General features: G+C 68.2%; 18 protein-coding genes. 7 read left to right on the top strand and 11 right to left on the bottom strand.

The genetic code is table 11. From position 1 onward, the window contains the following. Positions 1–43: 43 nt before the first annotated feature. The gene (locus ACFWN7_RS16300) at positions 44–2,110 is read right to left on the bottom strand and encodes a hypothetical protein (RefSeq protein WP_376939906.1); all 2,067 of its coding nucleotides are present in this window, start codon (positions 2,108–2,110) and stop codon (positions 44–46) included. A gap of 180 nt (positions 2,111–2,290) precedes the next feature. Further along, complete coding sequence (locus tag ACFWN7_RS16295) at positions 2,291–5,200, bottom strand: glycosyltransferase (RefSeq protein WP_376939905.1); 2,910 nt, start codon at positions 5,198–5,200, stop codon at positions 2,291–2,293. A 118-nt stretch (positions 5,201–5,318) separates the two neighbouring features. Between ACFWN7_RS16295 and ACFWN7_RS16290 the strand changes: the two genes are divergently transcribed. From ACFWN7_RS16290 to ACFWN7_RS16275, 4 genes are read left to right on the top strand one after another with little or no spacing between them, the layout of a single operon-like run. After that, positions 5,319–6,230: an ABC transporter permease gene (locus ACFWN7_RS16290; RefSeq protein ID WP_376939904.1), complete on the top strand. Its 912-nt coding sequence runs from the start codon at positions 5,319–5,321 to the stop codon at positions 6,228–6,230. Between the two features lie 3 nt (positions 6,231–6,233). After that, positions 6,234–7,439 carry an ABC transporter ATP-binding protein gene (locus ACFWN7_RS16285; RefSeq protein WP_376939903.1) on the top strand — a complete coding sequence of 402 codons (1,206 nt, stop codon included), beginning with the start codon at positions 6,234–6,236 and terminating at the stop codon, positions 7,437–7,439. Then, the gene (locus tag ACFWN7_RS16280; RefSeq protein ID WP_376939902.1) at positions 7,436–8,323 is read left to right on the top strand and encodes a glycosyltransferase family 2 protein; all 888 of its coding nucleotides are present in this window, start codon (positions 7,436–7,438) and stop codon (positions 8,321–8,323) included. Before ACFWN7_RS16285 ends, ACFWN7_RS16280 begins: the two co-directional genes overlap by 4 nt. A 31-nt stretch (positions 8,324–8,354) precedes the next feature. After that, positions 8,355–9,479, top strand: coding sequence for a glycosyltransferase family 2 protein (locus ACFWN7_RS16275; RefSeq protein ID WP_376939901.1), 1,125 nt, complete (start codon positions 8,355–8,357; stop codon positions 9,477–9,479). A gap of 9 nt (positions 9,480–9,488) precedes the next feature. On the opposite strand, the gene rfbA is transcribed toward ACFWN7_RS16275, so the two are convergent. The 3 genes from rfbA to ACFWN7_RS16260 form a co-directional block, all read right to left on the bottom strand. Continuing rightward, positions 9,489–10,364, bottom strand: a complete 876-nt coding sequence (rfbA, locus tag ACFWN7_RS16270; RefSeq protein WP_376939900.1) for a glucose-1-phosphate thymidylyltransferase RfbA — start codon at positions 10,362–10,364, stop codon at positions 9,489–9,491. Positions 10,365–10,366: 2 nt separating this feature from the next. Further along, positions 10,367–10,975: a dTDP-4-dehydrorhamnose 3,5-epimerase family protein gene (locus ACFWN7_RS16265; RefSeq protein WP_376939899.1), complete on the bottom strand. Its 609-nt coding sequence runs from the start codon at positions 10,973–10,975 to the stop codon at positions 10,367–10,369. 62 nt (positions 10,976–11,037) lie between these two features. Beyond that, a complete protein-coding gene (locus tag ACFWN7_RS16260; RefSeq protein ID WP_376939898.1) occupies positions 11,038–11,901 on the bottom strand; it encodes a hypothetical protein in 864 nt (287 codons plus the stop codon). Between the two features lie 126 nt (positions 11,902–12,027). Here ACFWN7_RS16260 and rfbB point away from each other — a divergent pair, with 126 nt between their 5' ends. Together rfbB and rfbD are read left to right on the top strand one after the other, a co-directional pair. Beyond that, complete coding sequence (rfbB, locus tag ACFWN7_RS16255; RefSeq protein WP_376939897.1) at positions 12,028–13,026, top strand: dTDP-glucose 4,6-dehydratase; 999 nt, start codon at positions 12,028–12,030, stop codon at positions 13,024–13,026. A 2-nt stretch (positions 13,027–13,028) separates the two neighbouring features. Continuing rightward, a complete protein-coding gene (gene rfbD / locus ACFWN7_RS16250) occupies positions 13,029–13,880 on the top strand; it encodes a dTDP-4-dehydrorhamnose reductase (RefSeq protein ID WP_376939921.1) in 852 nt (283 codons plus the stop codon). 75 nt (positions 13,881–13,955) lie between these two features. Here rfbD and ACFWN7_RS16245 read toward each other — a convergent pair whose 3' ends face one another. The 3 genes from ACFWN7_RS16245 to ACFWN7_RS16235 all read right to left on the bottom strand — a co-directional run bounded on the left by ACFWN7_RS16245 (position 13,956) and on the right by ACFWN7_RS16235 (position 19,266). After that, complete coding sequence (locus ACFWN7_RS16245; RefSeq protein ID WP_376939896.1) at positions 13,956–15,584, bottom strand: cell wall-binding repeat-containing protein; 1,629 nt, start codon at positions 15,582–15,584, stop codon at positions 13,956–13,958. Between the two features lie 65 nt (positions 15,585–15,649). Next, complete coding sequence (locus ACFWN7_RS16240) at positions 15,650–17,437, bottom strand: cell wall-binding repeat-containing protein (RefSeq protein ID WP_376939895.1); 1,788 nt, start codon at positions 17,435–17,437, stop codon at positions 15,650–15,652. Positions 17,438–17,622: 185 nt separating this feature from the next. Then, on the bottom strand, positions 17,623–19,266 hold the full coding sequence (locus tag ACFWN7_RS16235) for a glycosyltransferase (protein ID WP_376939894.1): 1,644 nt from the start codon (positions 19,264–19,266) through the stop codon (positions 17,623–17,625). A gap of 92 nt (positions 19,267–19,358) precedes the next feature. Between ACFWN7_RS16235 and ACFWN7_RS16230 the strand changes: the two genes are divergently transcribed. Beyond that, positions 19,359–20,267, top strand: coding sequence for a glycosyltransferase (locus tag ACFWN7_RS16230; protein ID WP_376939893.1), 909 nt, complete (start codon positions 19,359–19,361; stop codon positions 20,265–20,267). On the opposite strand, the gene ACFWN7_RS16225 is transcribed toward ACFWN7_RS16230, so the two are convergent. The 3 genes from ACFWN7_RS16225 to rffA are packed head-to-tail and all read right to left on the bottom strand — an operon-like array spanning position 20,260 to position 23,665. Continuing rightward, a complete protein-coding gene (locus tag ACFWN7_RS16225) occupies positions 20,260–21,270 on the bottom strand; it encodes a glycosyltransferase family 2 protein (protein ID WP_376939892.1) in 1,011 nt (336 codons plus the stop codon). The two genes, ACFWN7_RS16230 and ACFWN7_RS16225, sit on opposite strands and share 8 nt — an antisense overlap. Then, positions 21,267–22,511 (bottom strand): glycosyltransferase family 1 protein, encoded by a 1,245-nt coding sequence (locus ACFWN7_RS16220; RefSeq protein ID WP_376939891.1) that lies wholly within the window; start codon positions 22,509–22,511, stop codon positions 21,267–21,269. The genes ACFWN7_RS16225 and ACFWN7_RS16220 overlap by 4 nt, the downstream gene beginning before the upstream one ends. Next, on the bottom strand, positions 22,508–23,665 hold the full coding sequence (rffA, locus tag ACFWN7_RS16215; RefSeq protein ID WP_376939890.1) for a dTDP-4-amino-4,6-dideoxygalactose transaminase: 1,158 nt from the start codon (positions 23,663–23,665) through the stop codon (positions 22,508–22,510). The genes ACFWN7_RS16220 and rffA overlap by 4 nt, the downstream gene beginning before the upstream one ends. Between the last annotated feature and the right edge of the window lie 14 nt (positions 23,666–23,679).

Below are 23,679 nucleotides of genomic sequence, written 5' to 3'. Positions count from 1 at the left end.
AGTGTAGCCGACGGCGCTCACAGGATCTGGGCGCCGCCCTCGCTCAGGACGTCAGGGTCCGGCATCCGAGCAGTGCGTGCGGCTCGCCGCCGAGATTGATGGCGTAGACGCACACCCGGTGATTACCCGGAGCGGTCGCGATCGTCTCACGGAATCCGTGCCCCTCCCCGTACCCGGGGTAGGCACGACCGACGTCTGCACGCGGCTCGTCCGCCGTATACGCGGCACCCACGCCATCGACGTAGACGTGCACCGGGATGGGCCCTGTCGTATCGAGGTCGAGCGCCCAGCCGATGACCTCGATCCCCGTCGTCGTCGCGACGGCGGCCTCGAAGTTCCCGAACGGCACGCGTCCGCCGTCGAGGGCGGGAACGACCACGGTGCGGCAATCGAGCAGCGTGTGCGGACCCGGGCCCGTGTTGATGGCGAACACGCACACGTCATGGGGGCCGGGAGCCACGGCGATCTGCTCGGAGAAGCCGTGCCGCGAGCCGTACCCCGGGTAGGCCGATCCGACGTCATCGCGTTCCCGATCCGCAGCATACGCAGTGCCCACGCCGTCGATGTAGATGTGCACCGGGATCGATGCGCTCGTGTCGGGATCGATCGCCCACCCGGAGACGGTCAACTGACCACCGCTCGGCGTCGCCGCCTCGAAGTTGCCAAGCGGTGCCCGACCCAGCTCGGGGATCGTCCCGGGTGGACCGGGCACGTCGACTCGGTTGCAGCCGAGGAGCGTGTGCCCGCCGGCACCGGTGTTGATGGCGTACACGCAGACATCGTGCGCACCGGGCTGCACGGCGAGCTGTTGCGAGTAACCGTGCTTCGGACCGTAGACCGGATAGGCCCGCGCGACATCGGAGCGGTCGAGCGCTGCCTGGAACGCGGCGCCGGCGCTGTCGACGTACACGTGCACCGCGATCGATTCCGCCGTGTCGGGGTCGATGGCCCATCCACTGACGGTGATCGACGATTCGCCGACGGTGACTGCCTCGACCGTGCCGAACGGGGCCCCGGAGGGAACCGCGGCCTTCGGGCAGCCGAACAGCGTGTGCCCGCCGGCGCCGACGTTGTAGCCGTAGATGCAGACCTCATATGCCCCGCCGAGGAGATCGAAGGTGCGATCGAACCCGTGCGCCTGTCCGAAACCGGGGAATGCGGCCGCCACATCGGAGCGCGCCAGGTCGGCCGTGACTCGATGGCCGACGCCGTTGATGTACACGTGGAGGTCGATCGGGCTCGCGGTGTTGGGATCGATCGCCCAGCCGGAGATCCGCAGCTTTCCGTGACTCGTGCTGACCTGCTCGACGTTCCCGAACGGGTTGTCGGCGGTCGTCGTCGGGCCGAACCAGTTGTTGAAGTGCACCCAGAAGTTGCGGTTGCCGTAGGAGCTGCAGGCATCTCCGGTCCCGCCGAGGTTCGCGAGGGCGGCGGCGTTGGGCTGATACGGCGTGTAGTTGTAGAGGTTGGCGGTCGCCTGATTCACGATGTTCACGACCGTACTCCCGCACGCCGTGTTCGGATGGAACTGGATGCTCACAGCGCCGACCTTGTATCGCCGGTCGGGGAAGTTGGTGTACTGCCGCAGCTGCCACGCCGCCATGTACACCTGGTTCGCGAATCCGTAGTACTGGGTGTCGCACGGCGCGGTGTCCGGACATGCGTAGCCCATAGCGACGCGGTACTGCCGTTCCGTCGGCGAGGTCGCCGTCACGAGCCCCTGCTCCTTCTGGAGCATCACGATGAGCACCTGGGGGTTGATGCCGCACGCTTGCGCGACCTTGACGATGACTCGAGCTGCGGTCTCCGTCGGCTCGCCCTGATATGCGGCGCAGTGCCCCGTTCCCGAGGACGATCGGGAGCTCGTCGCCGTGCGGAGGTCCTTGAGGCAGGGCCAACCATTGCCGGCGGCGCAGTTCGGAACCTGCGCGTTGAGGAATGCCTGCACCTGCGCTTCGTTCATCGCCGAACTGTTGAAGAAGATGCCGTCGGCGATGATGTCGCCAGGGTCGAAGTCGGCTCCGGTCACCGCCTCGGCTCGGTTCCCATGCGACGCCGCGAGAGGTGCGACGATGCCCAGCAGTCCGGCGAGCAGAGCCCAGATCGCCATCATTGCAAGGTGGCGAGAAGAACGACGCCGTTCCATGTGCAGACCCCCGATCAGCCGCGCCCCGCCGCCCCCGTTTGACTCATGCACCGTCGATCGGCGCGCGCATGACCCCACGGTAAGGGCCGCAAGCGCGCCGACGAGGGTTCGACGACGCGTGTCGGCGGCATCATCCGGGGTTCGTCAGGCGGTCTTCTCGGGATCGCAGAGGTACTCGTAAACGTCTGAGAGGGCCGCATCCCAGCTGGAGTGTGACGCATCGATCGTGGCGAGCGCACCCTCCGAGAGTCGCTTGCGGAACGACGAGTCTCGCACGAGCCGATCGAGCTGTTCGACGATGTCCTCGTACGTGCGCATCGCGAGCAGCGAGTTCTCGCCGCTCTCGAACAACCAGCTGAACCACGAGCTGTCGGGAGCGACCATCGGCACGCCACACGCCATCAGCTCCAGCGGCAGGTACGACGGGTGACGCGAGATCTGGAGGGTGAGCCCGATGTCGGTCTCACGGTAGATCGCCCCGGTCGCGCGGTAGTCGAGCAGCCCGAGGTCGATGAAGTCGGCCGTCTTGGGCAGGTACCGTGCACCCGCGGCGACGATACGCACCCCGTTGCCGTGGATCCGCTTGATCTCGCGCAGTGCCGCGTAGGCCAGCTCCCAGCAGTTGCGGAAGTGGTCGCGCGCGTACACGAAGATCGTGACGGGCTCGTCTGCAGCCTTCTCGCGCCGGCCCTCGGGGTGGTAGATCGTGCGATCCACGGCCGGGTCGAAGTACATCGCCTTGCCGCCGTGCAGCCCCGTGTAGATCTCGTACATGCTCTTCGTGTTGCAGATCGCGTACAGGCCGAGGCGGTACGTCTCCTCGGCCATCGCGTACAGCGTGCTCGCCGGGTAGAAGCCCGGCTCGTAGTCCTGCATGAGGTAGAACTTGCGACGCACGCCGGAGGCCTTCGCCACGTGATCCGCCGTGAGCCAGAGCGTCGCAACGGCGGCATCAGCCGGCGGCAGCGCTGCGATGCTCGCTTCGGTGCCGTCGTAGAAGTGGATCTCCGCACCGGCCAGCCCCGGGAATGCCGCGACGAGGGCGGAGCGGAAGAAGGGTTCGTTCGGCGCCGCCAGGAACGCGAAGCGGTTCCGCACGCCGTGCTCGAGCGCGAGTTTCTCGGCGATGCGGAACGCGGTGTTCAACCCGCCGAAGAACGGCATGTCGATGTCGGGGATGAACCAGTTGATCGTCTCGACCTCGTGAAAGCCCTCGGCCGCAGCGTGGTCGGCTCGCACCCGGTCGACGTCGGCGCGGGACACGGACGCCTGGTGGATGAGTCCAGTCGCCTCCTCGGAGATCGACGAACCCTGCTTCACCTGCATGAAGGCACGACCCATGACATCGAGTGCGAGCTTCACGGGGTTCTCGTCGCGCACGTTGCGGAACCGGGGTACGGCCGAAAGGCGCGAGACGTTCGGCGAGAGGTACGGGTCACCGGCCGCCAGCCACGGGTGGTACCGCCAGTAGCTCGCGTAGAAGTCCTCGACGGGAACCGACGTGCCACGGGTGATCGACTCGTAGTGGCGCACCGTGTCGAACGGGATCACGGCGTTCCGCCGCCCGCGGAGCACCTGGTCGAGACCGAGCACGACGTCGCTGCCGCAGAGGATGAATCGCTCATCGAGCCCGCCGACCGCCTCGAAGTCCGACCGGCGGATCGCCACGCAGGCTCCGGTGACGGCGAGGGTGTCGCGATACCAACCGGTCGATCCCACGATGGTGTCGGATCCCGGCGTCATCCCGGTGAACAGGTTGTCGGCGAATCCGCCGGGTCCCAGCATGACGCCCCCGTGCTGGATCAGGCCGTCGCCCTGGCGCAGTTGCAGCCCCACCGTCCCGATCCCGTCGCGCAGCAGCAGGCCGACCATCTCCTGCAGCCACCGCGGCTCGACGACCTCGGTGTCGTCGTTCAGCATCACGACGACCTCACCGGCGCTCGCGCGCGCGGCCACGTTGTTGACGCGGCTGTAGTTGAACGGCTGTTCGGTCCACCAGAGCACTCGCAGGTCGAGGTCGCCCTTGGCTGCGACGTACCATTCGTCGCGTTCGTCGGTCTGCCCGCCGTTGTCGATGATGGTGACGTCGAAGGCCGGGTACTCCGTGCGCGCGAGGGACGGCAGCAGCCGCGAGAGATTGTCGCGGCCGTGGCGTGTGGGGATCACGATCGAGACGCTCGGCCAGGTCGCGGGGATGAAGCGGACCCTCACGACGCCGTGCTCGACGCTCGTCTCGGTACGTTCACCTCGAGCCGCGAGCACCTCGCCGACCATCGCGGCGTCACGTGTGGTCGCGAGTGCGCGTGCGCGGCGCGGTTCGGACATGAGCACCTTCGCCGCCCGGCCGACCGTGCGGCGGCTGAGATCCGCGGCCAGGAGCAGACGCCAGATCCCGTGATCGTCGAGGTGGACGCCGTCGACCCGGCGAGCGCATCCGACCTTGATCGCGAACGCGCGGCCGAGGTAGTTCGCGCCCAGGAGCATCTCGGGCGACCACTCGGGGCGGAAATGCGGGTCGATGCGCCGACCGCCGTCGAGTGTGTCGGTGTCGAAGCCGATGACCTCGAGCGAGGGATCGACGCGATGCGCGTGCGCGAGCTCTGCCAGCGCATCCTGCTCGAGGATGGATCCGGCCTCGAGGAACAGCACGAAGTCCGTGTCGATGCCCTCCAGCACGTCGGCCAGCGGGGTTCCCGCAGCCACGTCGAGCACGACGGGTTTCACACCGACCTGCTCGCGAATCGACCGGCGGGTCGCCGCGAGCCCGGCCGGTTCGTCGCCTGGCCGGGTCTCGATCACAACGGTGAACGTCGTCGAGGAGTCGGTGACGGGGCTCGTCGCCTCACCGTCGCGCTCGAGCTGCTTGCGCCACTCGTCGTAGGTGTCGAGGCCCGGGCGACGCGGATGCGGCGCGGTGAGGTCGATCACGGTCGTGAACTCGTGCCGCCCGACGTTGAGCCCTCGCCTCGTCGCCGCGAGGACGCGCCTGGGAGGGGAGCCGACCGGGAAGATTCGTCGGGCGATGCGTCCGAGGGTTGACTTGACGGATGTCACTCGCCCGAGTGTAGCCGAGGGCCCGGGGCACGCGGCTTCCACGCAGAGTGCGTGCGGTATCCTCGTGGGGCGGATCACTCGGTTCGCGCGTCCATGACATTCCTGGAGGAGCCCCCGCATGTCTGACACCGGGGCACCCATGCATGAGCGCCGAACGCGGCTCGCCGGTCTCGCCTGGCAGGACGCCGGCTCGCCGCCCGAGACGCTGGCGGGCATCGCATCCTCGTTCAAGGACATCTGGCAACGCCGGGAGCTCCTCGGCATGCTGACCCGTCGCGAGCTGAAGGCCCGCTACAAGGACAGCGCCCTCGGATTCCTGTGGAGCCTTGCCAGGCCGCTCACGCAGCTGCTCATCTACTACGTCGTCGTCGGCCAGTTCCTCGGCGCAGCCCGCTCGATCGACAACTTCGCCATCTACGTGTTCGGCGGGCTGACGATCTACACGCTCTTCATGGAGATCGTCGCCGGCGGCACGGGCTCGATCCTGGCCAATGCCGGCCTCGTCAAGAAGGTCTACCTGCCGCGCGAGGTGTTTCCGCTCGCGACGATCGGGTCGTCGCTGTTCAACTTCGTGATCCAGTTGGCCATCCTCCTCGCCGCGGCGCTGCTCGTGGGCACGATGCGGTTCGATGCATCCCTCCTGTTCGCGGTCGGATCGGTCGTGCTCATCCTCATCTACGCGGCCGCGTGCGCTCTCGTGCTCTCCGCCGTCAACGTCTACCTCCGCGATGTGCAGTACCTCGTCGAGGTCGTGCTCCTCCTGCTCATGTGGGCGTCGCCCATCGTGTACTCGATCGAGCAGGTCTCGTCGGTCCTGCCGGAATGGGCGTTGCAGATCTTCATCGACAACCCGATCACCCTCGCGGTCCTCGGGTTCCACATGACGTTCTGGTCGGGCTCCGACCTCGGGATCACCGCCGCCGACCTCGCCGTCCGCATGGTGATCGCCGCCCTGGTGGGTCTCGTCCTCCTCTTCCTGTCGCAGCGGGTCTTCTCGCGGCTGCAGGGTGACTTCGCCCAGGAGCTGTGAGCCGTGACCACCACCGCACCCGTGCCCGTCGTCCGCGTCGAGAACGTCTCGAAACGATTCGTGATCCGCAAGGACAAGAGCATCAAGGAGCGCCTCACGAACTTCCGCCGGGGTGCCATACACCGTGAGGACTTCTGGGCGCTCCGCGACATCGACCTCGAGATCGAGGCGGGCACCACGATCGGGCTGATCGGCCCGAACGGATCCGGCAAGAGCACGCTGCTGAAGACCATCGGCGGCATCATCCAGCCCACCGAGGGTCGAGTGCAGCGTCGCGGGCAGCTCGCCGCGCTGCTCGAACTCGGCGCGGGCTTCCATCCCGACCTCACCGGGCGCGAGAACGTCTACCTGAACGCGTCGATCCTCGGGCTCTCCCGCGAGGAGACGGACGAGCACTTCGACGAGATCGTCGACTTCTCGGGAATCGGCGAGTTCATCGACACCCAGGTGAAGTTCTACTCCAGTGGAATGTACGTGCGCCTCGCGTTCGCCGTGGCGATCCACGTCGATCCCGACATCCTCCTCGTCGACGAGGTGCTGGCGGTCGGCGACGAGGCGTTCCAGAGGAAGTGCCTCGACAAGATCCGCGCCTTCCAGGAGGAGGGCCGCACGATCATCCTGGTCACGCACACCCTCAGCCAGATCACCGAGATGTGCAACCGTGCCATCGTGCTCGCGAAGGGCGGCGTCGTGTTCGACGGCGACCCCGAGGACGCGGTGAGCATCCTCCGTTCCGGGTTCGCCGCGTCGACTCCGACCGAGGCCGCCGAGATCGTGGAAGCCGGCGAACGAGCCGAGATCCGTTCCGTTCGCACCCTCGACGCCGACGGCAACCCGAGCGACGTGTTCGAAACCGGCGATGACATCACGGTCGAGGTCGAGGTCGAAGGCGTACGGCCCGCGTCATCGTGGGGGGTGGGCCTGCACGTCGACAACCCGTTCGGACAACTCGTCACGGGCGCGACGACCGGAAGCCTCGGTCAGGACCCCATCGGCCCCCTCGACGGCCGACGACGCGTGCGGTTCACGTTGCCGCAGGTGCCGATCGGATCCGGTGAGTACGGCGTGACCATCGCGGTGATGGGATCCGAGCGCCAGGAGATCGCTCGCGAGAACCAGGCGGCGCAGTTCCGGGTCCGCAAGAACCCGCGATCATGGGGGCCGGTCTTCACCGACGTGACCTTCGAGAGCGATCCAGCCGACCAGTGAGTTCCACGCCAGCCCTCGCCGTCGTCACCGTGAGCTATCGATCGGGCGAGGTGCTTCCCACGCTCATCTCGTCGCTGAGCGACGCGACGAGCCGACCATACGAACTGCTCATCGTCGACAATGCGCCGAGCGCCGAGGCCAGGTCGATCGCTGCCGAATCCGGTGCCCGGTACATCTCGATGGAGCGCAACGCCGGTTACGGCGGGGCCGTGAACGCGGCCACCCGGTTGCTCGCGCCCGAGGTCGCGTGGGTGTTGATCAGCAACCCCGATGTGCGGCTCCTTCCCGGCTCGCTCGACGACCTCGTCTCGCAGCTCGAGGCGGATCCGTCGATCGGTGCCGTCGGCCCTCGGGTGCTCAATGAGGACGGGACGACCTACCCGTCGGCGCGCGCGGTACCGTCGCTGCGAACCGGGATCGGTCACGCGTTGTTCGCGAACATCTGGAAGGGCAATCCCTGGACGCGCACGTACCGGGCCGCGCACGATCCATCGGATGAGCCCCGGGCCGCCGGCTGGCTGTCGGGCTCGTGCCTGCTCGTTCGCCGGTCCGCATTCGATGCGATCGGCGGATTCGACGAGGAGTACTTCATGTACTTCGAGGATGTCGACCTCGGGGTACGGATGACCCAGGCCGGCCACCGCAACGTCTACGTGCCGTCTGCGCGCGTCGTGCACACAGGCGCGCACTCGACGTCGGCCGAGGCGCCGCGCATGGTCGCCGCCCATCACGCGAGTGCGCGCCGATTCATCGGTCGCCGGTATCGGGGACCGCTTCTCGCGCCGGTGCGATGGGCCATCTATGCGGCGCTCGCCGTGCGATCGCGCATCCTCCAATTCCAGGCGCGCGCGCGACATCCTAAGATTGACCGGATGTCCGTATGAGGGCGCGCCCGACCTACCCGAAGGTGATGCGATGAAACTGGTCATGACGATGATGGTGCGCGATGAGGCGGACATCATCCGGGCAGTTCTCGAACACCACCGCGCTCAGGGCGTCGATCTCATCATCGTCACCGACAACGGCTCAGTCGACGGAACGACGGAGATCCTCCAGGAGTATGCCGCCGAGGGATTCCTCGACCTCCGCTTCGATCCGGAGCACCGGAAGCAGCAGAGCCAGGTGGTGACGGCCATGGCACGCGACGCGCACACCCTGCACGGAGCCGACTGGGTGATCAATGCCGACGCCGACGAGTTCTGGGTCGCGCATGATCCGGCACGAACGGTCCGCGACGTCCTCGAGAACACTCCCCGCGTGTTGCAGACCTTCCTGGTGCCCGTGATCGACATGACGGGGGCCCCAGCGCTCGAGGGCACGGGAATCGACCGCCTGCAGTACCGAGACCTGCGCACGGTGGGTGAGCTCCGTGCCATGGGACTCCTCGCCCACTCGACGCCCGACGCCGTTCACATCGGAACACCCGACATCGAGGTGGCCCAGGGCAATCACGCCGTCTCGCTGCCGAGCCGGGGCACTCCCTCCCGCGACGATTCGCTCGAGGTGCTGCACCTGCCGTGGCGTTCGTGGGGCCAGTACTCGCGGAAGGTCTCGGCGGCCGGTCGCGCCTATACGTCGGCGGGCGCCGCACGCCCGAGCCCGAACCATCACGGGATGCGCGACTTCGTTCGGCAGCAGGCGGGCCTTCTCGAGGGCTTCTACCTGATCCGCCATCCCGACGGCGAGCAGCTCGAGCGTGGACTCGCCGACGGCACGTTCGTCCGCGACGATCGGCTGGCGCCCCTCGCACGCCACGGCCTGCCCGACGTGCCCTACGATGAGGAGCGCCGAGTCGGTGAGATCGAACGAGTCGCTCCGATCGCCCGCGCGGAGGGCATGCTCTACCAACAGGGGCTGCGGATCGAGGAGCTCACCCGACGGGCCGAAGCGGCCGAGGTACGTGTCACGTCACTCGAGGACGCGCTGGCCGACTCGCAGCACCAGCTCGAGCAGGTCCGGTCGAGGAAGGTCGTGCGCATGCTCGATCGGGTCGCCAACACGGCGCACGAGCTGACCTCGAAGTCGTCGAGCGCGCGCTAGGAGCGCGCGCTAGGAGCCCGAGCGCGCCGCGGCGAGGGAACGCAGGTAGCGCCCGTACCCGCTCTTGACGAGCGGATCGGCGAGGGCCGTGAGCTGCACGTCGTCGATCCATCCGGCGCGCCAGGCGATCTCCTCGATGCAGCCGATCTTGAAGCCCTGCCGGTCCTCGATGACGCGCACGTACTCGGAGGCCTGCATCATCGACTCGAAGGTGCCCGTGTCGAGCCAGGCGGTGCCACGGTCGAGCACCTGCACCTTCAGCGATCCGTCCTGCAGGTACCGGTCGTTCACGGAGCTGATCTCGAGCTCGCCGCGCGCACTCGGCTCGATGGCTTTGGCGATCTCGATCACGCGGTTGTCGTAGAAGTAGAGACCGGGCACCGCGAAGTCGCTCTTCGGCTCCACCGGCTTCTCCTCGATCGAGACCGCACGGAACTCGTCGTCGAACTCGACGACGCCGTAGGCGGTGGGGTCTGAGACCTGGTACGCGAAGATGAGCGCGCCGTCGACGTGCGTGTGCTGCCGGAGCGCGGATCCGAGACCCGACCCGTGGAAGATGTTGTCCCCGAGCACCAGCGCCACGGATTCGTCGCCGATGAACTCCTCGCCGATGATGAACGCCTGGGCGAGTCCATCGGGCGACGGCTGCTCCGCGTACTCCAGTCGGACCCCGAGCTGCGACCCGTCGCCGAGCAGCGCCTTGAACTGCGCGTTGTACTCGGGCGTCGTGATGATGAGGATCTCGTTGATGCCAGCCATCATGAGCGTCGACAGCGGGTAGTAGATCATCGGCTTGTCGTAGATGGGCATGAGCTGCTTCGAGATGCCCTTGGTGATCGGCCAGAGCCGCGAGCCGGAACCGCCGGCGAGGATGATGCCGCGCATCGTCACGCTCCCCTGTTCAGTGAGTCGTAGAAGGCGCGCGCGGCCTCCCAGGTCGGAAGAAGGCCGGATGCCGCGGCCTCGGCAAGCGTCGGAGCCGCCGTGTCCTTCGGCGAGAGCAGCAGATCGCCGGCGCTGTCGGGGAATGCGAGTCCGACCTCGGGATCGCGCGGGTCGATGCCGTGCTCTCGTTCGGCGTCGAACGTCGAGGTCACGAGATAGCTCACGGTCGCGTCATCCGTGAGGGCCACGAAGCAGTGCCCGAGTCCCTCGGCGATGTAGATCGCGCGCCGGTCGGTGTCGTCGAGCAGCACCGAGTCCCACTGGCCGAACGTCGGAGAGCCCACCCTGATGTCGATCACGAAGTCGAGTACGGCGCCGTGCGTCGCCGTCACGTACTTCGCCTGGCTCGGCGGGATGTCGGCGAAGTGGATGCCGCGGACGACCCCTCGCCTCGAGACCGAGGTGTTGCCCTGCGCGAGCCGCAGCGAATGGCCGACCGCCTCCTCGAGGCGGTCGAAGCGATACCACTCGAGGAACACCCCGCGGTCGTCTCCGAACTGCTTCGGGGTGATCTCGTAGCTGTCGGGGATCTTCAGTTCGCGGATCTGCACCGGCCGATTCTAGCAAGGACTCGCTCCGGCCAGACTCCGAGGCCGGTGTGCTGTCCGCCCGCTCAGGCGCCGAGGAGATCGCGGATCACCGATCCGGTGTACGTGGCCGCGATCTGCGCGTCGTTTCCACCGCCGAGGACGTTGTCGTCCTGCAGGGCGTCGTCCTGCGTCTGCGGAACCGTGGGGTAGTTCTTCGCTTCGGGGTCGATCTGGCGGATCGAGTACCCCGCCCGCACGGCCGCCCAGTGGAGCCAGACGTCGTCGGCACGCGGGCATGCGTCGAGGAACCCGCTGCCGAGCGACTTGAGCTCGATCAGGAATCGGGGCGGGTACAGTGCCCCCGACACCCCCGTCGCGAAGTTCAGCGGCGACGGCTCGGTCGAGCCCACCAGCGGCCAGGTGAGGTACGGCTCGATGCGACCGTCGCGCAGCTGCACTCGGCGCGCGCGGTGGCAGAGGACCTCGTCGGGGTGGGTGCGATGCGCGTCCGCGAGATCGGCCAGCCAGGCGACCGGATACAGCATGTCGTCGTCGGCGGTGACGAGCGGTCGATCGAAGGCTTCGCGTGCGAGCAGGTACGGGTAGTACTTCGTGTGCGGGCCGTAGTTCTGCGAGAGCCGCACCTGCAGTCCGCGTCGCTGCAGGCGCCGGAGCGTGCGAGGCGGCCGCGCGACCACGGCCGGGTCGTCCAGCCAGAGCACGAGCTCGGCCGGCCTGACCGCGCCCCGGGCGATCGTCTCGATCGTCATGTGCACGCGCCGCACGCGATCACCGTGGGTCGTGAGGCTCACGACCGGGCCGTCGCCCGTGACGGGCGTGCGGGTGACGCGGTTCAGGAGGGCCATCCGGCGGGAGCGCGCACTCGCGCCGTCGCCGAGAACGATCCCCCGCATCGTGTCGATGAGAGTGCGCAGGCCTGTGGGCACGTGGGCTCCGTTTGGGGGGTCGCGGGCCGCGATCCAGCCCGTTGGAATCCACCCAGCCTACCAAGGGCCGCTCCGGCGACTTCGAGGGCCGGAGTCCTCCCAGACACCGCTGGGTAGGATGTCGGGGTGTCAAACCTCCTCGTGACCGGCGGCGCCGGCTTCATCGGCTCGAACTTCGTCCACTACGTGCTCGCGAACACCGACCACACGGTCACCGTGCTCGACAAGCTCACCTACGCGGGCAACCTCGCTTCGCTCGAGGGGCTCCCCGCCGACCGGTTCCGGTTCGTGAAGGGCGATATCGCGGATGCCGCGCTCGTCGACGAGCTCTTCGGCGAGCACGACGCGGTCGTGCACTACGCGGCCGAGAGCCACAACGACAACTCGCTCGACGACCCGCGCCCCTTCCTCGAGACGAACATCATCGGCACGTACACGCTGCTCGAGGCGGCGCGCAGGCACGACCTGCGCTTCCACCACATCTCCACCGACGAGGTGTACGGCGACCTCGAGCTCGACGACCCGGCGAGGTTCACCGAGCAGACGCCGTACAACCCCTCGAGCCCGTACTCGTCGACGAAGGCGGGCAGCGACCTGCTCGTGCGCGCGTGGGTGCGTTCGTTCGGCGTGAAGGCGACGATCTCGAACTGCTCGAACAACTACGGCCCGTACCAGCACGTCGAGAAGTTCATCCCGCGGCAGATCACGAACGTCCTCCGCGGCGAGCGTCCGAAGCTCTACGGCAAGGGCGAGAACGTGCGCGACTGGATCCACGCGAACGACCACTCCTCCGCCGTGCTCACGATCCTCGAGAAGGGCGAGATCGGCGAGACGTACCTCATCGGCGCCGACGGTGAGAAGAACAACAAGGACGTCGTCGAGCTGATCCTCACGACGCTCGGGCAGTCCGCCGACGCCTACGACCACGTCGTCGACCGGCCCGGCCACGACCTGCGTTATGCGATCGACTCCACGCGCCTGCGCACCGAGCTCGGCTGGGAGCCGGAGTTCTCCGACTTCGAGGCCGGCCTCGCCGACACGATCGAGTGGTACCGCGACAACGAGGCCTGGTGGGCGCCGCAGAAGGACGCCACCGAGGCCCGTTACAAGGCGCAGGGACAGTGACCGTGCGCTACCTCGTCACCGGGGCATCCGGAATGCTCGGGCGCGACCTGCAGACCGCGCTCGAGGGCCGCGAGGTCACGTCGCTCCGCCGTGCCGACCTCGATGTGACGGATGCCGCAGCCGTCGCCGCGGCGGTCGACGGCCACGATGTCGTGATCAACTGCGCGGCCTACACGAAGGTCGACGACGCCGAAACGCATGAAGATGAGGCCTACGGGGTCAATGCCACCGGGCCCGCGAACCTCGCTGCGGCGAGTGCCCGGCACGGTGCGCGACTCGTGACGATCTCGACCGACTACGTGTTCGACGGGAACGCCACGACGCCGTACGAGGAAGGCCGCCCACTCGATCCGATCAACGCCTACGGCCGCACGAAGGCCGCGGGCGAGCGCCTCGCCGTCGAGCAGAACCCCGACGCGACGTTCATCGTGCGCACCGCGTGGCTGTACGGAGCCCACGGCCCGAACTTCGCCAAGACCATGCTGAAGCTCGCCGAGACGAAGGACACGTGGTCGGTCGTCGACGACCAGGTGGGCCAGCCGACCTGGACCGCCGACCTCGCCGCGCAGATCGTGACGATGCTCGATGCGGATGCCCCGGCCGGCGTGTACCACGGCACCAACTCAGGCGAGGCGAGCTGGTTCGAGTTCGCGCGCGCGGTGCTCGAGGAGGCGGGACTCGACCCGAACCGCATCACGCCCACCGACAGTTCGGCCTTCGTGCGGCCGGCGCCCCGCCCGTCGTACTCGGTGCTCGGGCACGACGCGTGGACCGCCGCCGGCCTCGCCCCCATGCGCGACTGGCGCGAGGCGCTGGCGCAGGCGGCACGAGACGGCGTGTTCGCGCTGCCATGAGCGGCGCGTGATGGCCGTGACCGGGCTCAGGTCCGTCGCGGCTGATGGGCTACTGCGACATCAAGACCGGCAAAGCTAGCAGGCAGTCAGGTTCTGGACGTCTCGACTCAACGTCGATTCTCCACCGAGCAGCACGATCTCGTCCATGCCGCGATCTCGGAGCTCGCGCAGCGCTCCATCACGCACGCAGGTCGGCGGAGTGAGGATGATGGGCGCCGACTTCGCTGCGGCCGCGGTGGCTCCCCCGAGTGCGTCCGCGAAACCGACCCCGGTCGCGAGGTACGCCCTGGTGCGGAGGTCCGTCCCTGAATTCCCAAGCGAAGACATCATGATGCTCGTCTCGTACCGGTCCGCGCCCGCAGTGCGGGCCGTTTGCTCGACGAGTCCCGATGCTGCCAGCTCCGACTCGATTCCGCTGGACACTGAGGGAGGCCCCCCGACGATGTGTGCGTAGCGAGGCTCGAGTGCTGCCACTGCGGCACGGGTCGGGGCGTCAAGCACCTCGGCGGCACCATAGACCAGAAGAAGCGGAAATCCACGAGCACCGGCGGCCGGCGAGGCCGTGAGCGCATCAGGGAACGACGTGCCGGTTGCGAGCATGACCTTCTCGTGCGGGCCGGTGCCGAAGGCGTCGGCCACAAGCATTCGTGAGGTCTCATAGCGGTCAGCTCCGCCGATGCGACGCACGGACGGCGCGATCGACTCGAGCTGTGACACCACGTTGTCGCTGACGGACGCGGGACTGCCGACGACGACAATCTCCTCTGGCTGCAGCCGCACGATCTCGTCGCGAACGAGCTCGGGGAGCGAGGCAGGGTGGGTGAGAAGCAGCGCGCCGCCGCGCTTCGCTGCGGCCGGCCCCGCGCTGAGTGCATCTGGCCAGTTCGTTCCACTCGCGACATAGACCACGGGTAGGCCGGGAACGAACGTTGTGCGCGTCGTCAGGACCGATGTCTCGTAGCGATCGCCGCCGGCAAGTCGGTCCGTCGTGAAACTGAAGCGCGGCACGTTGAACTTCATCGCGCTGAGCGCTTCGCCCGAATCAAGCGTCGCGACGTCGGCACCCGCGAGCCCGTCAGAGCCATTCCAGAACTGATCGCCATGGAATACGCCGCTCGCGAGGGACCAGCCTCCCCGGGCTCGGAACATGTACGTGCCCGGGTAGAGGGTGAGGGAGAAGTGTCCGGATGAATCGCGAGCGGCACGCAGCCACTCGTAGCGCTGGGTGCGTTCGTTGAGCCGGTACGCATAGACGGAGATCTGCGGCGGCTCGGTCCATCCTGGGGCGTACGCAGTGGTGCCGGATGCAACCGCGCCGATCGGCATCCGAATACGAATGTCGTTCGTCGTCGCGGTGAACACCTGCGCGTTGCTCCGGTGCGGCGTATCACCGGCATAGGTGCCTGGATAAGGCCCGATGGGCGCTGCATGGACGGTATACCGGTTGCCGGGTGTGAGACCGTTGAAGGTGAACGGCGACGATCTCACCGTCTCGTACAGATCGTCGTCGATGCCGTGAAGTTCGACTTCGGTCGAGGTCGCAGAGGAGGATGGCAACTCGGATCCGTCGACAGCGAGACCGACGACCGAGCCGGTCAACGTCATGGTCGCAGCATCTTCAGTCGCGGCATCCCCAGCGGTGGCAGCAAGCGCGTTGCCGCCGCCGAGCATCGACAGGATGATGCCAATGCATATGGCTGCCACGCTCCGACCCACCGAACGCGCTCCCCGGTTCCTGCGACGTCCGCCGTTGATGAAGCGAGACAGGCTCACCATTCGCAGGCCTCCAGCCGCGCTACGGCCGGGCTGAGCGAAGGTTCGCCACCGAGAAGCACCACGCGGTCCCACTCCTTGACGTCGAGTGTCCAGAGCGTCCCACGGGTGACGCAGTTCTGCGGAGTGAGGTAGATCGGGGCGGCGTTGGCCGCCGCAGCGGTCGCCCCCGCGAGGGCATCCGCAAAGCCGGTTCCGTTTGCGAAGTATGAGAGCGCCCGGTGCGGCGAAGGCTCATACACATTGTTCAGCCAGGAGTTGGTGTGGTAGCGATCGGTGCCGGCGAAGCGACGAACCGATTCGGCGAGGTCGACTGCCAGGTCCTGCTCGATTCCGGAGGAGATCGACGCCGTGGACCCGAGAACTGCCGCCTCCTGAGCAGCGAGGGACGTCAAGGTGGCACGGGTCGCCGCATCGATCGCATCGGCGGATCCGTTCACCAGGAGTACTGGCACACCAAGGCGACCGGCGATCGGACCGGCCGACAACGCGTCGGGGAAGTTTGCTCCGGTCGCCAGGAACACCGTCTCGTATGGCCCGTCGCCGAACGCATGCTCGGCGAGCATCCGCGAGGTCTCGAAGCGATCGACGCCGCCGATCCTGACGACGTCAGGCACCAACGCCCGTACGTCATCGAAGACTGCTTCACTCACCGAGGCCGGTGAGCCGACGATCACGACTCGCGCGGGGGACAGCCGATCGATCTCTTCGCGGGTCACATCAGGAAGCGCACCTGGAGCCGTAAGGAGAAGCGCGCCTCCCTGCACCGAAGCCGCCGGACCGGCGCTCAGCGCGTCCGGCCAATTCGCACCGCTCGCGAGGTAGAGGACAGGGACGCCCGGCGCGAACGTGGTCCGGGAGATTTCGACGGACGTCTCATACCGATCATCGCCGGCGATCCGGGTGATCGTCCATTCCGCCTCGGGGAGCATGAAGTCGACGTCGGTCAATTCATCTCCAGCGAAGATGTCGATGGGCGACGCATCCTCGAAGTGATCCCCATCGGGATAGTACTCATCGCTCAGCGTTCTCGGCGACGAGCCGTGCGAGCCTCGGAAGACGTACCGCCCTGGAAAGAGTCCCTCGAATGCGTAGCCACCTGCATACGTGCCCTTTGATTGGAGGTATTCGAAACGTCCCCGATCCTCGTTGTACCGCAGCGCCGAAACCGTGAGGTATCGCTGCTGACTCGGGGCGGCAGGGCCGATCGTGCCGGACACAGTCGCCAGGCTGGGCAGGATGATCGGAACCTCATAACTGGTCGCCGCGAAAAGCCGGGCACCGATCCGGTAGGGCGTCGGCGGGTCTGCCGCATAGACCGGCTGTTCTCCGTATCCGATCTCAAGGTAGTACTCGCGCCCGAGCGGAAGATCGTAGAACGCGAACGTGCTGCCATGAGCGGTCGCGATACGCACGCCCGGTGTGTCCGCCGCCATGAGCCGAACCTCACTCGATCCGGTTCGTACGGTCCCATCTGGTGCCTCTACGAACAGCGCACCGGTCAGGTGGATGAGCCCGTTCTCCGCTCCATGCGTCGGCCAGAACACCGGCGGCAGCGTCGGCGCCGATTGCACGTTGGAGCCGGTGTCTTCTGGACTTGTGTTCGGTTCTTCAAGCTCGCTCGGCGCTGGGAGCTCGCTGCTACCGGCCGTCATGGGCAGGGGTGATTCGATGGGGTCATGGGCTGTCGATTCGGCATACGCCGGAGCGGCGCCGACGACAGGGAGCATGGCAAGGCTGACAAGCACGATGGCGAGAGCTTGCCAAGGCGAACGTCGGGTCACGTCACCACTTTCTCGTTGGGCGAGTCGATCGCGTGAGCGCGACCCACGTGGAATCCTATGGCATCCGCAACGCCGGTGCATCGTGATCCGGGGGAACTTGCTCCGGCTGCGCCCAACTCCCAGACCCGCGTGCTTATGGGAGCGCGTTCGTCAGTGGCGGTTGCGGTGCGACGAGATCCTCAGCCTCAGCGTTCGAGCTCGCGCGAGTACTCGTCGTGCTGGATCATCGACTTCCAGCGGCGTGCGAGCGCAGCGAACTCCGACGGCAGCACCGTCGCCTCCCTCGTGCGCGACTCGAAGTGGTAGAGCCGGGCGGCGCCGGTGCAGACGATCGTGCGCCCCGAAGACCGCACCTTCAGGCTGAGGTCGACGTCGTTGTAGTTGCCCGGGAAGAGCGGCGAGAACCCGCCCACCTCCTCCACCACATCGGCCGGAAGCAGCGCGCACGCCGCGGTGACGCCCGACACCTCCCGGGTGACCGCAAGCGCGGCGATCGGGGCCAGAGCGCCCGGCGTGACGCCGAAGGCGACGTGGCCCGCGCCGCCGCCCTGGTAGAGGTGACCGAGGTGCTGCACGGCGCCGTCCTCGAAGTACAGCATTGCCCCGACCATGCCGATGCCGTGCTGCTGCGCGAGCCCGAGCATCCGCTCGATCCAGTCGGGAGTGACCACGTCCACGTCGTCGTTCAGCATGAGCAGGTAGTCGCCTCGCGCCACCGCGGCACCCCGGTTCATCTTCGCGCTGAAGTTGAACGACTCGCTCCAGCGCACGAGCACCAGGCGATCACCAGCGACCTCGACGAGCTCGTCGATCACGCTCTGAGGCGTCGCGTCGTCGGCGACCACGACGATCTCGACGTTGCGCCAGGTGGTTCGGTCCCGGATGTCCCGGACCGCCTCGACCACGAACGTGCGATTCGTGCCGGCGACCTCGCCGGAACTCCCCCGCGTCGGGATGAGGATCGAGACGAGCGGCTCGCCGACGACGGGGTATTCGACCCACCGGTAGCCGGCGTCGGTCGTGACCGTCGCCGCGATGCCGAGCTCCTCGAGATGCGCCCGCACCACCGCGGCGGCCGCCTCGGCCTCCGCGCCGATCGGCCGTTCGATCGGCCGGCCGACGCCGATCACCTCACGCAGCCGGCGCACGGCCGAGGGCGTCGCTCGGAGGGCGATGTCGAGGGCGTGGGCGTCGTCGGCGTGCGGCCGGAATCCGCCGCGCGCGCGCAGCGCATCGACGGCCACCACCACGACCGGCCCGAGGGTGTCCTCCTCGCGCAGGCGGATCGGCGAGAACGCGGGAGCGCGGTATCGCACGCCATGTGGCAGCCGGCTGTCGCCGAACAGGAGCTCGATGCCGGGCTCCTGGTCGAGCGCCCGCCGGATGGCCCGAAGCCCCGAGCCTGTCAGTTCGGATCCGGGGCGCAGGAGCGCAATGTGCGAGGTTCGCGCGGACTCCAGCAGTGCGTTGCCCGCGACGGCGTCGGCGGGCAGCGCCGCCACCTCGATCCCGAGGAGCTCTCGATCGGTCGAGCGGGGTCGCGCGAGCCGATGGCCGACACGCCAGCGCTCCCGTTCGATTCGTCGCATCACCTTGCGCGCGAACGGACCGAGGGGTGACGCGGCCACCCGGCGCATCGCGCCGAGCGGATACCGAACGAAGAACGGCCTCGTTCGGGGCGACGGGACCTCGCCGCCGCTGTCACGGGAGACGATCTCGCCGACCTCGGCGTCGATGTCGTGCAGGTGCCGCTCACGGTCTCGCTCGACATCGGACAGCACGTGCTCTGTGCTCGAACTCCAACCGACCGCAGCGACCGCGTGCCTCACCTGATCGGTTCCTCTCGTCTCACGACCGTGAACTACTCTAATGTCCGCGGCATCCGTCATCGTTCGGACCCCGCAGTGGAAGGAGCGACCTCGTGGCCCATGTGATCGCCGTGGTGCCGATGTATCGGCCGAGCAGCGAGGTCGTGCCGCGGCTCCTGACCCTGGGCCGGCAGGTCGATGCCCTGATCGCCGTCGATGACGGCACCGGCCCCGCCGCGGACGCGCTCTTCGAGGAGCTCGCCGCCGAGGGCATCGCCGTGCTGCGCCTCGAACGCAACTCCGGCATCGCCACGGCCCTGAACACCGGTGTGCGGGCGGCGCTCGCCGATGGCGCCGACTTCGTGCTCAACGTCGACCAGGACACCGATCTCCCGCCCGACTACGTGCAGACCGCCCTCGACGTGTTCGCCGGCGCGAATCCGGTGACCCGCGTCGGGGTGGTCTGCGTCGACGCCGTCAACGGCGCTCCGTCCCTGCCCACGTGGACGTCGCCCGAGGGCTTCGGCCTCGTGCCCGAGGCCATCCAGACGGGCTTCGTCATCAGCCGCGAATGCCTCGAGACCGCGGGGCTCTTCGACGAGCGGCTCGTCATCGACTGCGTCGACACCGAGTACTGCCTGCGCGTGCGCGACCACGGGTTCCGGATCGCCGTGGCGAAGGGCACCGACATCCGCCATTCGATCGGCCGGCGCGCCGAACTGCGCCCGGTCGGGGTGCCGCTGCGACACCCGAGCGGGCGCGTCGCCACGTACCAGTACCATTCGCCGTTCCGCCGCTACTACATCGCGCGCAACAACATCGACCTGATGCTGCGAAACGTGCGCAAGCGACCCCGCTGGGTGCTCACGGTGCTCAAGCGCGAGATGAGCGGCATGATCGTCTCGATGGTGAGCGGGCCGCAGCGTGTCGCGCAGGTGCTCGCCATCACGACGGGAACGGTGCACGGGCTCGTCCGCCGGCGGGGCATGATCCCCGATTGGCTCAGGCGCGCCATCACCTGACGGCGTGCTGCTTGCGCCGCTCCCACGAACGGCGCGCGATGGCCGTCTCATCGTCGAGGTCGACACGCCCGCCGTGGAAGAGTCCGCGCCACCGCGCCACGTGGTACGCCGGGTTGACGCCGAGCCACCGCAGCCGCTCGCCCACGCCGAAGTCGGGGTCGCGGAGGATCCGTGCGGAGTCGGCGAGCGCCCCCTTCACGGCGCGGAGCATCGCCCCGGCGAACGAGTACCGCGGAGGCGCGTGCCCGACGCGGCGCAGGCCGAGCGTCTCGTCGAACATCCGCGCGGCGTACTCGCGCACGCCCATGTCGTTCGAGTGCCACACGGCGCCGCCGGGCGCGTACGCCTTGCGGTAGCCGGCCTCGAGCACGTCGCGCGCGAACGCGAGGTCCTCCGAGTACGTGAGATCCCGAAGCGGGATCACGTCGACGAGGAAGGAGCGCCGCGCCGCGGAGTTCACATCGGAGTAGAACGCCGCCGCGTCGAGCTCGGCTCCCGAGCGGCCGTCGGCGGCGGCGACGATGGTGGGGCGATCGGCGGGCCCCTGCGCGGCGAACACGTCGGCGATGTCGTACTTCTGCAGCGGGAACGCGTGCGGCCGCGGGAGCTGCCGCCCGAACACCGCCTCGACGCCGGGTTCGTCGAGCGGCTCGGTGAGCCTCGCGAGCCAGTCGGATGTCGCGGGCGTCGCGTCCTGGGTGAGGAAGGCGACGATGCGTCCGCGTGCGAGCCGCGCCCCGAGGTTGCGGGTGCGGCCGTGACCGAACTCCGCGTTCGGGATCTCGTGGAGGCGCACCCCGGGCCGTGACCGCACGATCTCGAGCGTGGCATCCGTCGATCCCGAATCGATCACGAGCGTCTCGACCGTGCCCGGGTAGGCCTGGTCGGCGATCGCGTCGAGCACCTCGGCGAGGTAGCGCTCGCCGTTGAACGTGGGGATCACGACGGTGACGGCGACGGATGCCGCGCCATCCGGTTCGGGCTCGACCACGCGCCCGCTCACAGCGCCGACTGCATCGCCCGATCGAAGGACGCCACGAACTCCGCTCCCGGGTCCGACCAGTCGGTCTCGGCGACCGACCTCGCGATCATCGCCGCGTGGCCGGCCTGGTCGGGGCGGTCGAGCACCGCGATCATACGGTCGGCGAGCGCCCGCGGGGCCATCGGGGCGAACTCGATGTGCGGGCTGTCGAGCACGCCTCTCGTGTTCGGCGCGTCGTTCACGATCGGCACGACGCCGGCGCCCATCACCTCGATCGGAAGCAGCGACATGTTCGTGAGCGAGAGGATGAGTCCGGCCGCGCAGCGGTTGTAGATCGCGTTGAGCTCGGCGATGTCGACGGCCGAGTGGTTGACGTACGGGAACGGCACGTCGTAGCCCGACATGTCCCAGCCCACGAGGTTGATCGTGACATCCGGTCGCCGGCGATGCAGCTCACGCAGCGCGAGGAGCCCGAACTCGGTGGCACGGCGCGGCGTCGGCGGACGCGCATAGAAGAGCACTTCGTTTCGCGGCGACGTGTTCAGATGGTGGTAACGCGAGGTGTCGACCGCGTAGTCGTAGTGATCGGCCGACATGCCGTAGTCGGCGGTGAGCTTCTCGGCCAGCCAGCGCCCCGCCGAGAATCCGTGGAAGCCGAGCCGGTAGCTGTTCTCCGCGGCCGCGTAGTCGCTGCCCCACGCGAAGAACGCGGGCTCGAAGTCCTGCGTGAAGTAGAACCGCTTCGCGCTGCCGCCATGGCGGTGCGAGGCGTACGTGGTCTCCCAATCGCACGCGACGATCGCGTCGAACTCTCCCGGCAGTCCCGCCTCCGGGTCATAGATCCGGAAGTCGCCCCGGATCTCGGGGTACGCGCTCGACTCGGCCATCATGGCCTTGACGCCGTCGATGCTGACGACCGGGTTCTTCGCCGGCGAGTAGAGGAACACGGTCGTGGGGTTGCCGGCCCGTTCGAGAAAACTCATGAACCGGAACGCATTCTGATGCCCGCCGCTCGTGCGCCCCGGCGGAGAGATCAGCCACGCCACCCGGTAGCCGGATGCCGGGCGCGGGACCTCGTGCGCGTTGAACGCGTGCGGCTGCGACCAGTCGACCGCGACGAGATCGTCGGCATACACGCTCGCGAGCGGCGCGACCCGGAACGGGTTCACGCGGCCGGCGAGCCATTTCGCCCCCCGCCATGCGGTCGAGCGGATGCCGCCGTGGCGCAGGCTCTGCACCGCAGTCGAGAGTCTTCCGGTCACGCATCCTCCGTCGTCGGTCGCCACTCGCGCACCGTTTCGATCACGCGATCGATCTGCGCGTCGGTCATGCCGCTCCAGAGCGGCAGCCGCACAAGTCGCCGTGAGAAGTCCTCACTGCGCACCAGCGGGCGCAGAACCCGCCCGTACCGTCGGCCGGCAGCGCTCGAATCGAGCGGCACGTAGTGGAACGCGGCGACGATGCCGCGCGAGCGCAGGAAGTCGATGAGGTCGGCCTGGTCGCGCCAGGCCGGCAGCAGCAGAAAGAAGAGATGGGCGGCGTGGATGCCCCGGGGTGGATCCATCAGCGTCACGCCGGCCGCGTGCGCCCACTCGGCGAGCTCGGTCGCGTACCGGTCCCAGACGTGGTGCCGTGACGCCTGGATGTCGTCGAACACCGCGAGCTGGGCGTCGAGCACGGCCGCGTTCAGCTCGCTCGGCAGGTAGCTCGAGCCCCAGTCGACCCAGCTGTACTTGTCGACCGCGCCCCGCAGGAACTGCGACCGGTTGGTGCCCTTCTCCCGCATGATCTCGGCACGATGGAGATGACGTTCGTCGTTGATGACCAGCGCGCCGCCCTCACCGGCGTGCACGTTCTTCGTGTCGTGGAAGCTCTGCACGCCGAGGTCGCCGATGCGGCCGAGCACCCCGAGGTCGGTTCGCACGCCGAGCCCGTGCGCGTTGTCCTCGATCACGGCGAGGTCGTGATCGGCGGTGATGGCCGCGATGGCGGCCAGGTCGACGGGGGTCCCCCCGTAGTGCATCACCGAGATCGCCCGCGTGCGCTCGGTGACGGCTTCGGCCACCTGCTCGGGGTCGATGTTGCCGGTTGCCGGGTCGATGTCGACGAACACGATGCGCGCCCCGGTCATGGCGACGGCCGTCGCCGCCGACGAGAACGTGAAGCTCGGAAGCACGACCTCGTCGCCCGGCTCGAGGTCGAGCAGCCGACTCGCCATCTCGAGCGCGTGGGTGCCCGACGTCGTGAGGAGCACCGAGCCGCCGCCGAGGATGCCCCGCAGTCGTTCGCTCGCCGCGCGCGTGAAGGGGCCGTCGCCGTGCGCGTGATCGGAGCCGAGCACCGCCGCGAGCCGTTCCAGCGACTCGGGTGCGAGGAACGGGCGCGAGAAGGGGATCGTCTGTGCCGGCTGGTCCACGATTCCCCCAACGA

The organism is Agromyces sp. NPDC058484, assembly GCF_042720415.1.
GTDB lineage: Bacteria > Actinomycetota > Actinomycetes > Actinomycetales > Microbacteriaceae > Agromyces.
The sequence above is the reverse complement of the archived record's forward strand: the minus strand, read 5'-3'. Positions and strand labels throughout refer to the sequence as shown.

Excerpts from the sequence above, each read along its gene's own strand:
- ACFWN7_RS16300 (WP_376939906.1), bottom strand. The coding sequence starts at position 2,110 with ATGGCGATCTGGGCTCTGCTCGCCGGACTGCTGGGCATCGTCGCACCT.
- ACFWN7_RS16290 (WP_376939904.1), top strand. The coding sequence starts at position 5,319 with ATGTCTGACACCGGGGCACCCATGCATGAGCGCCGAACGCGGCTCGCC.
- ACFWN7_RS16275 (WP_376939901.1), top strand. The coding sequence starts at position 8,355 with ATGAAACTGGTCATGACGATGATGGTGCGCGATGAGGCGGACATCATC.
- rfbA (WP_376939900.1), bottom strand. The coding sequence starts at position 10,364 with ATGCGCGGCATCATCCTCGCCGGCGGTTCCGGCTCGCGGCTCTGGCCG.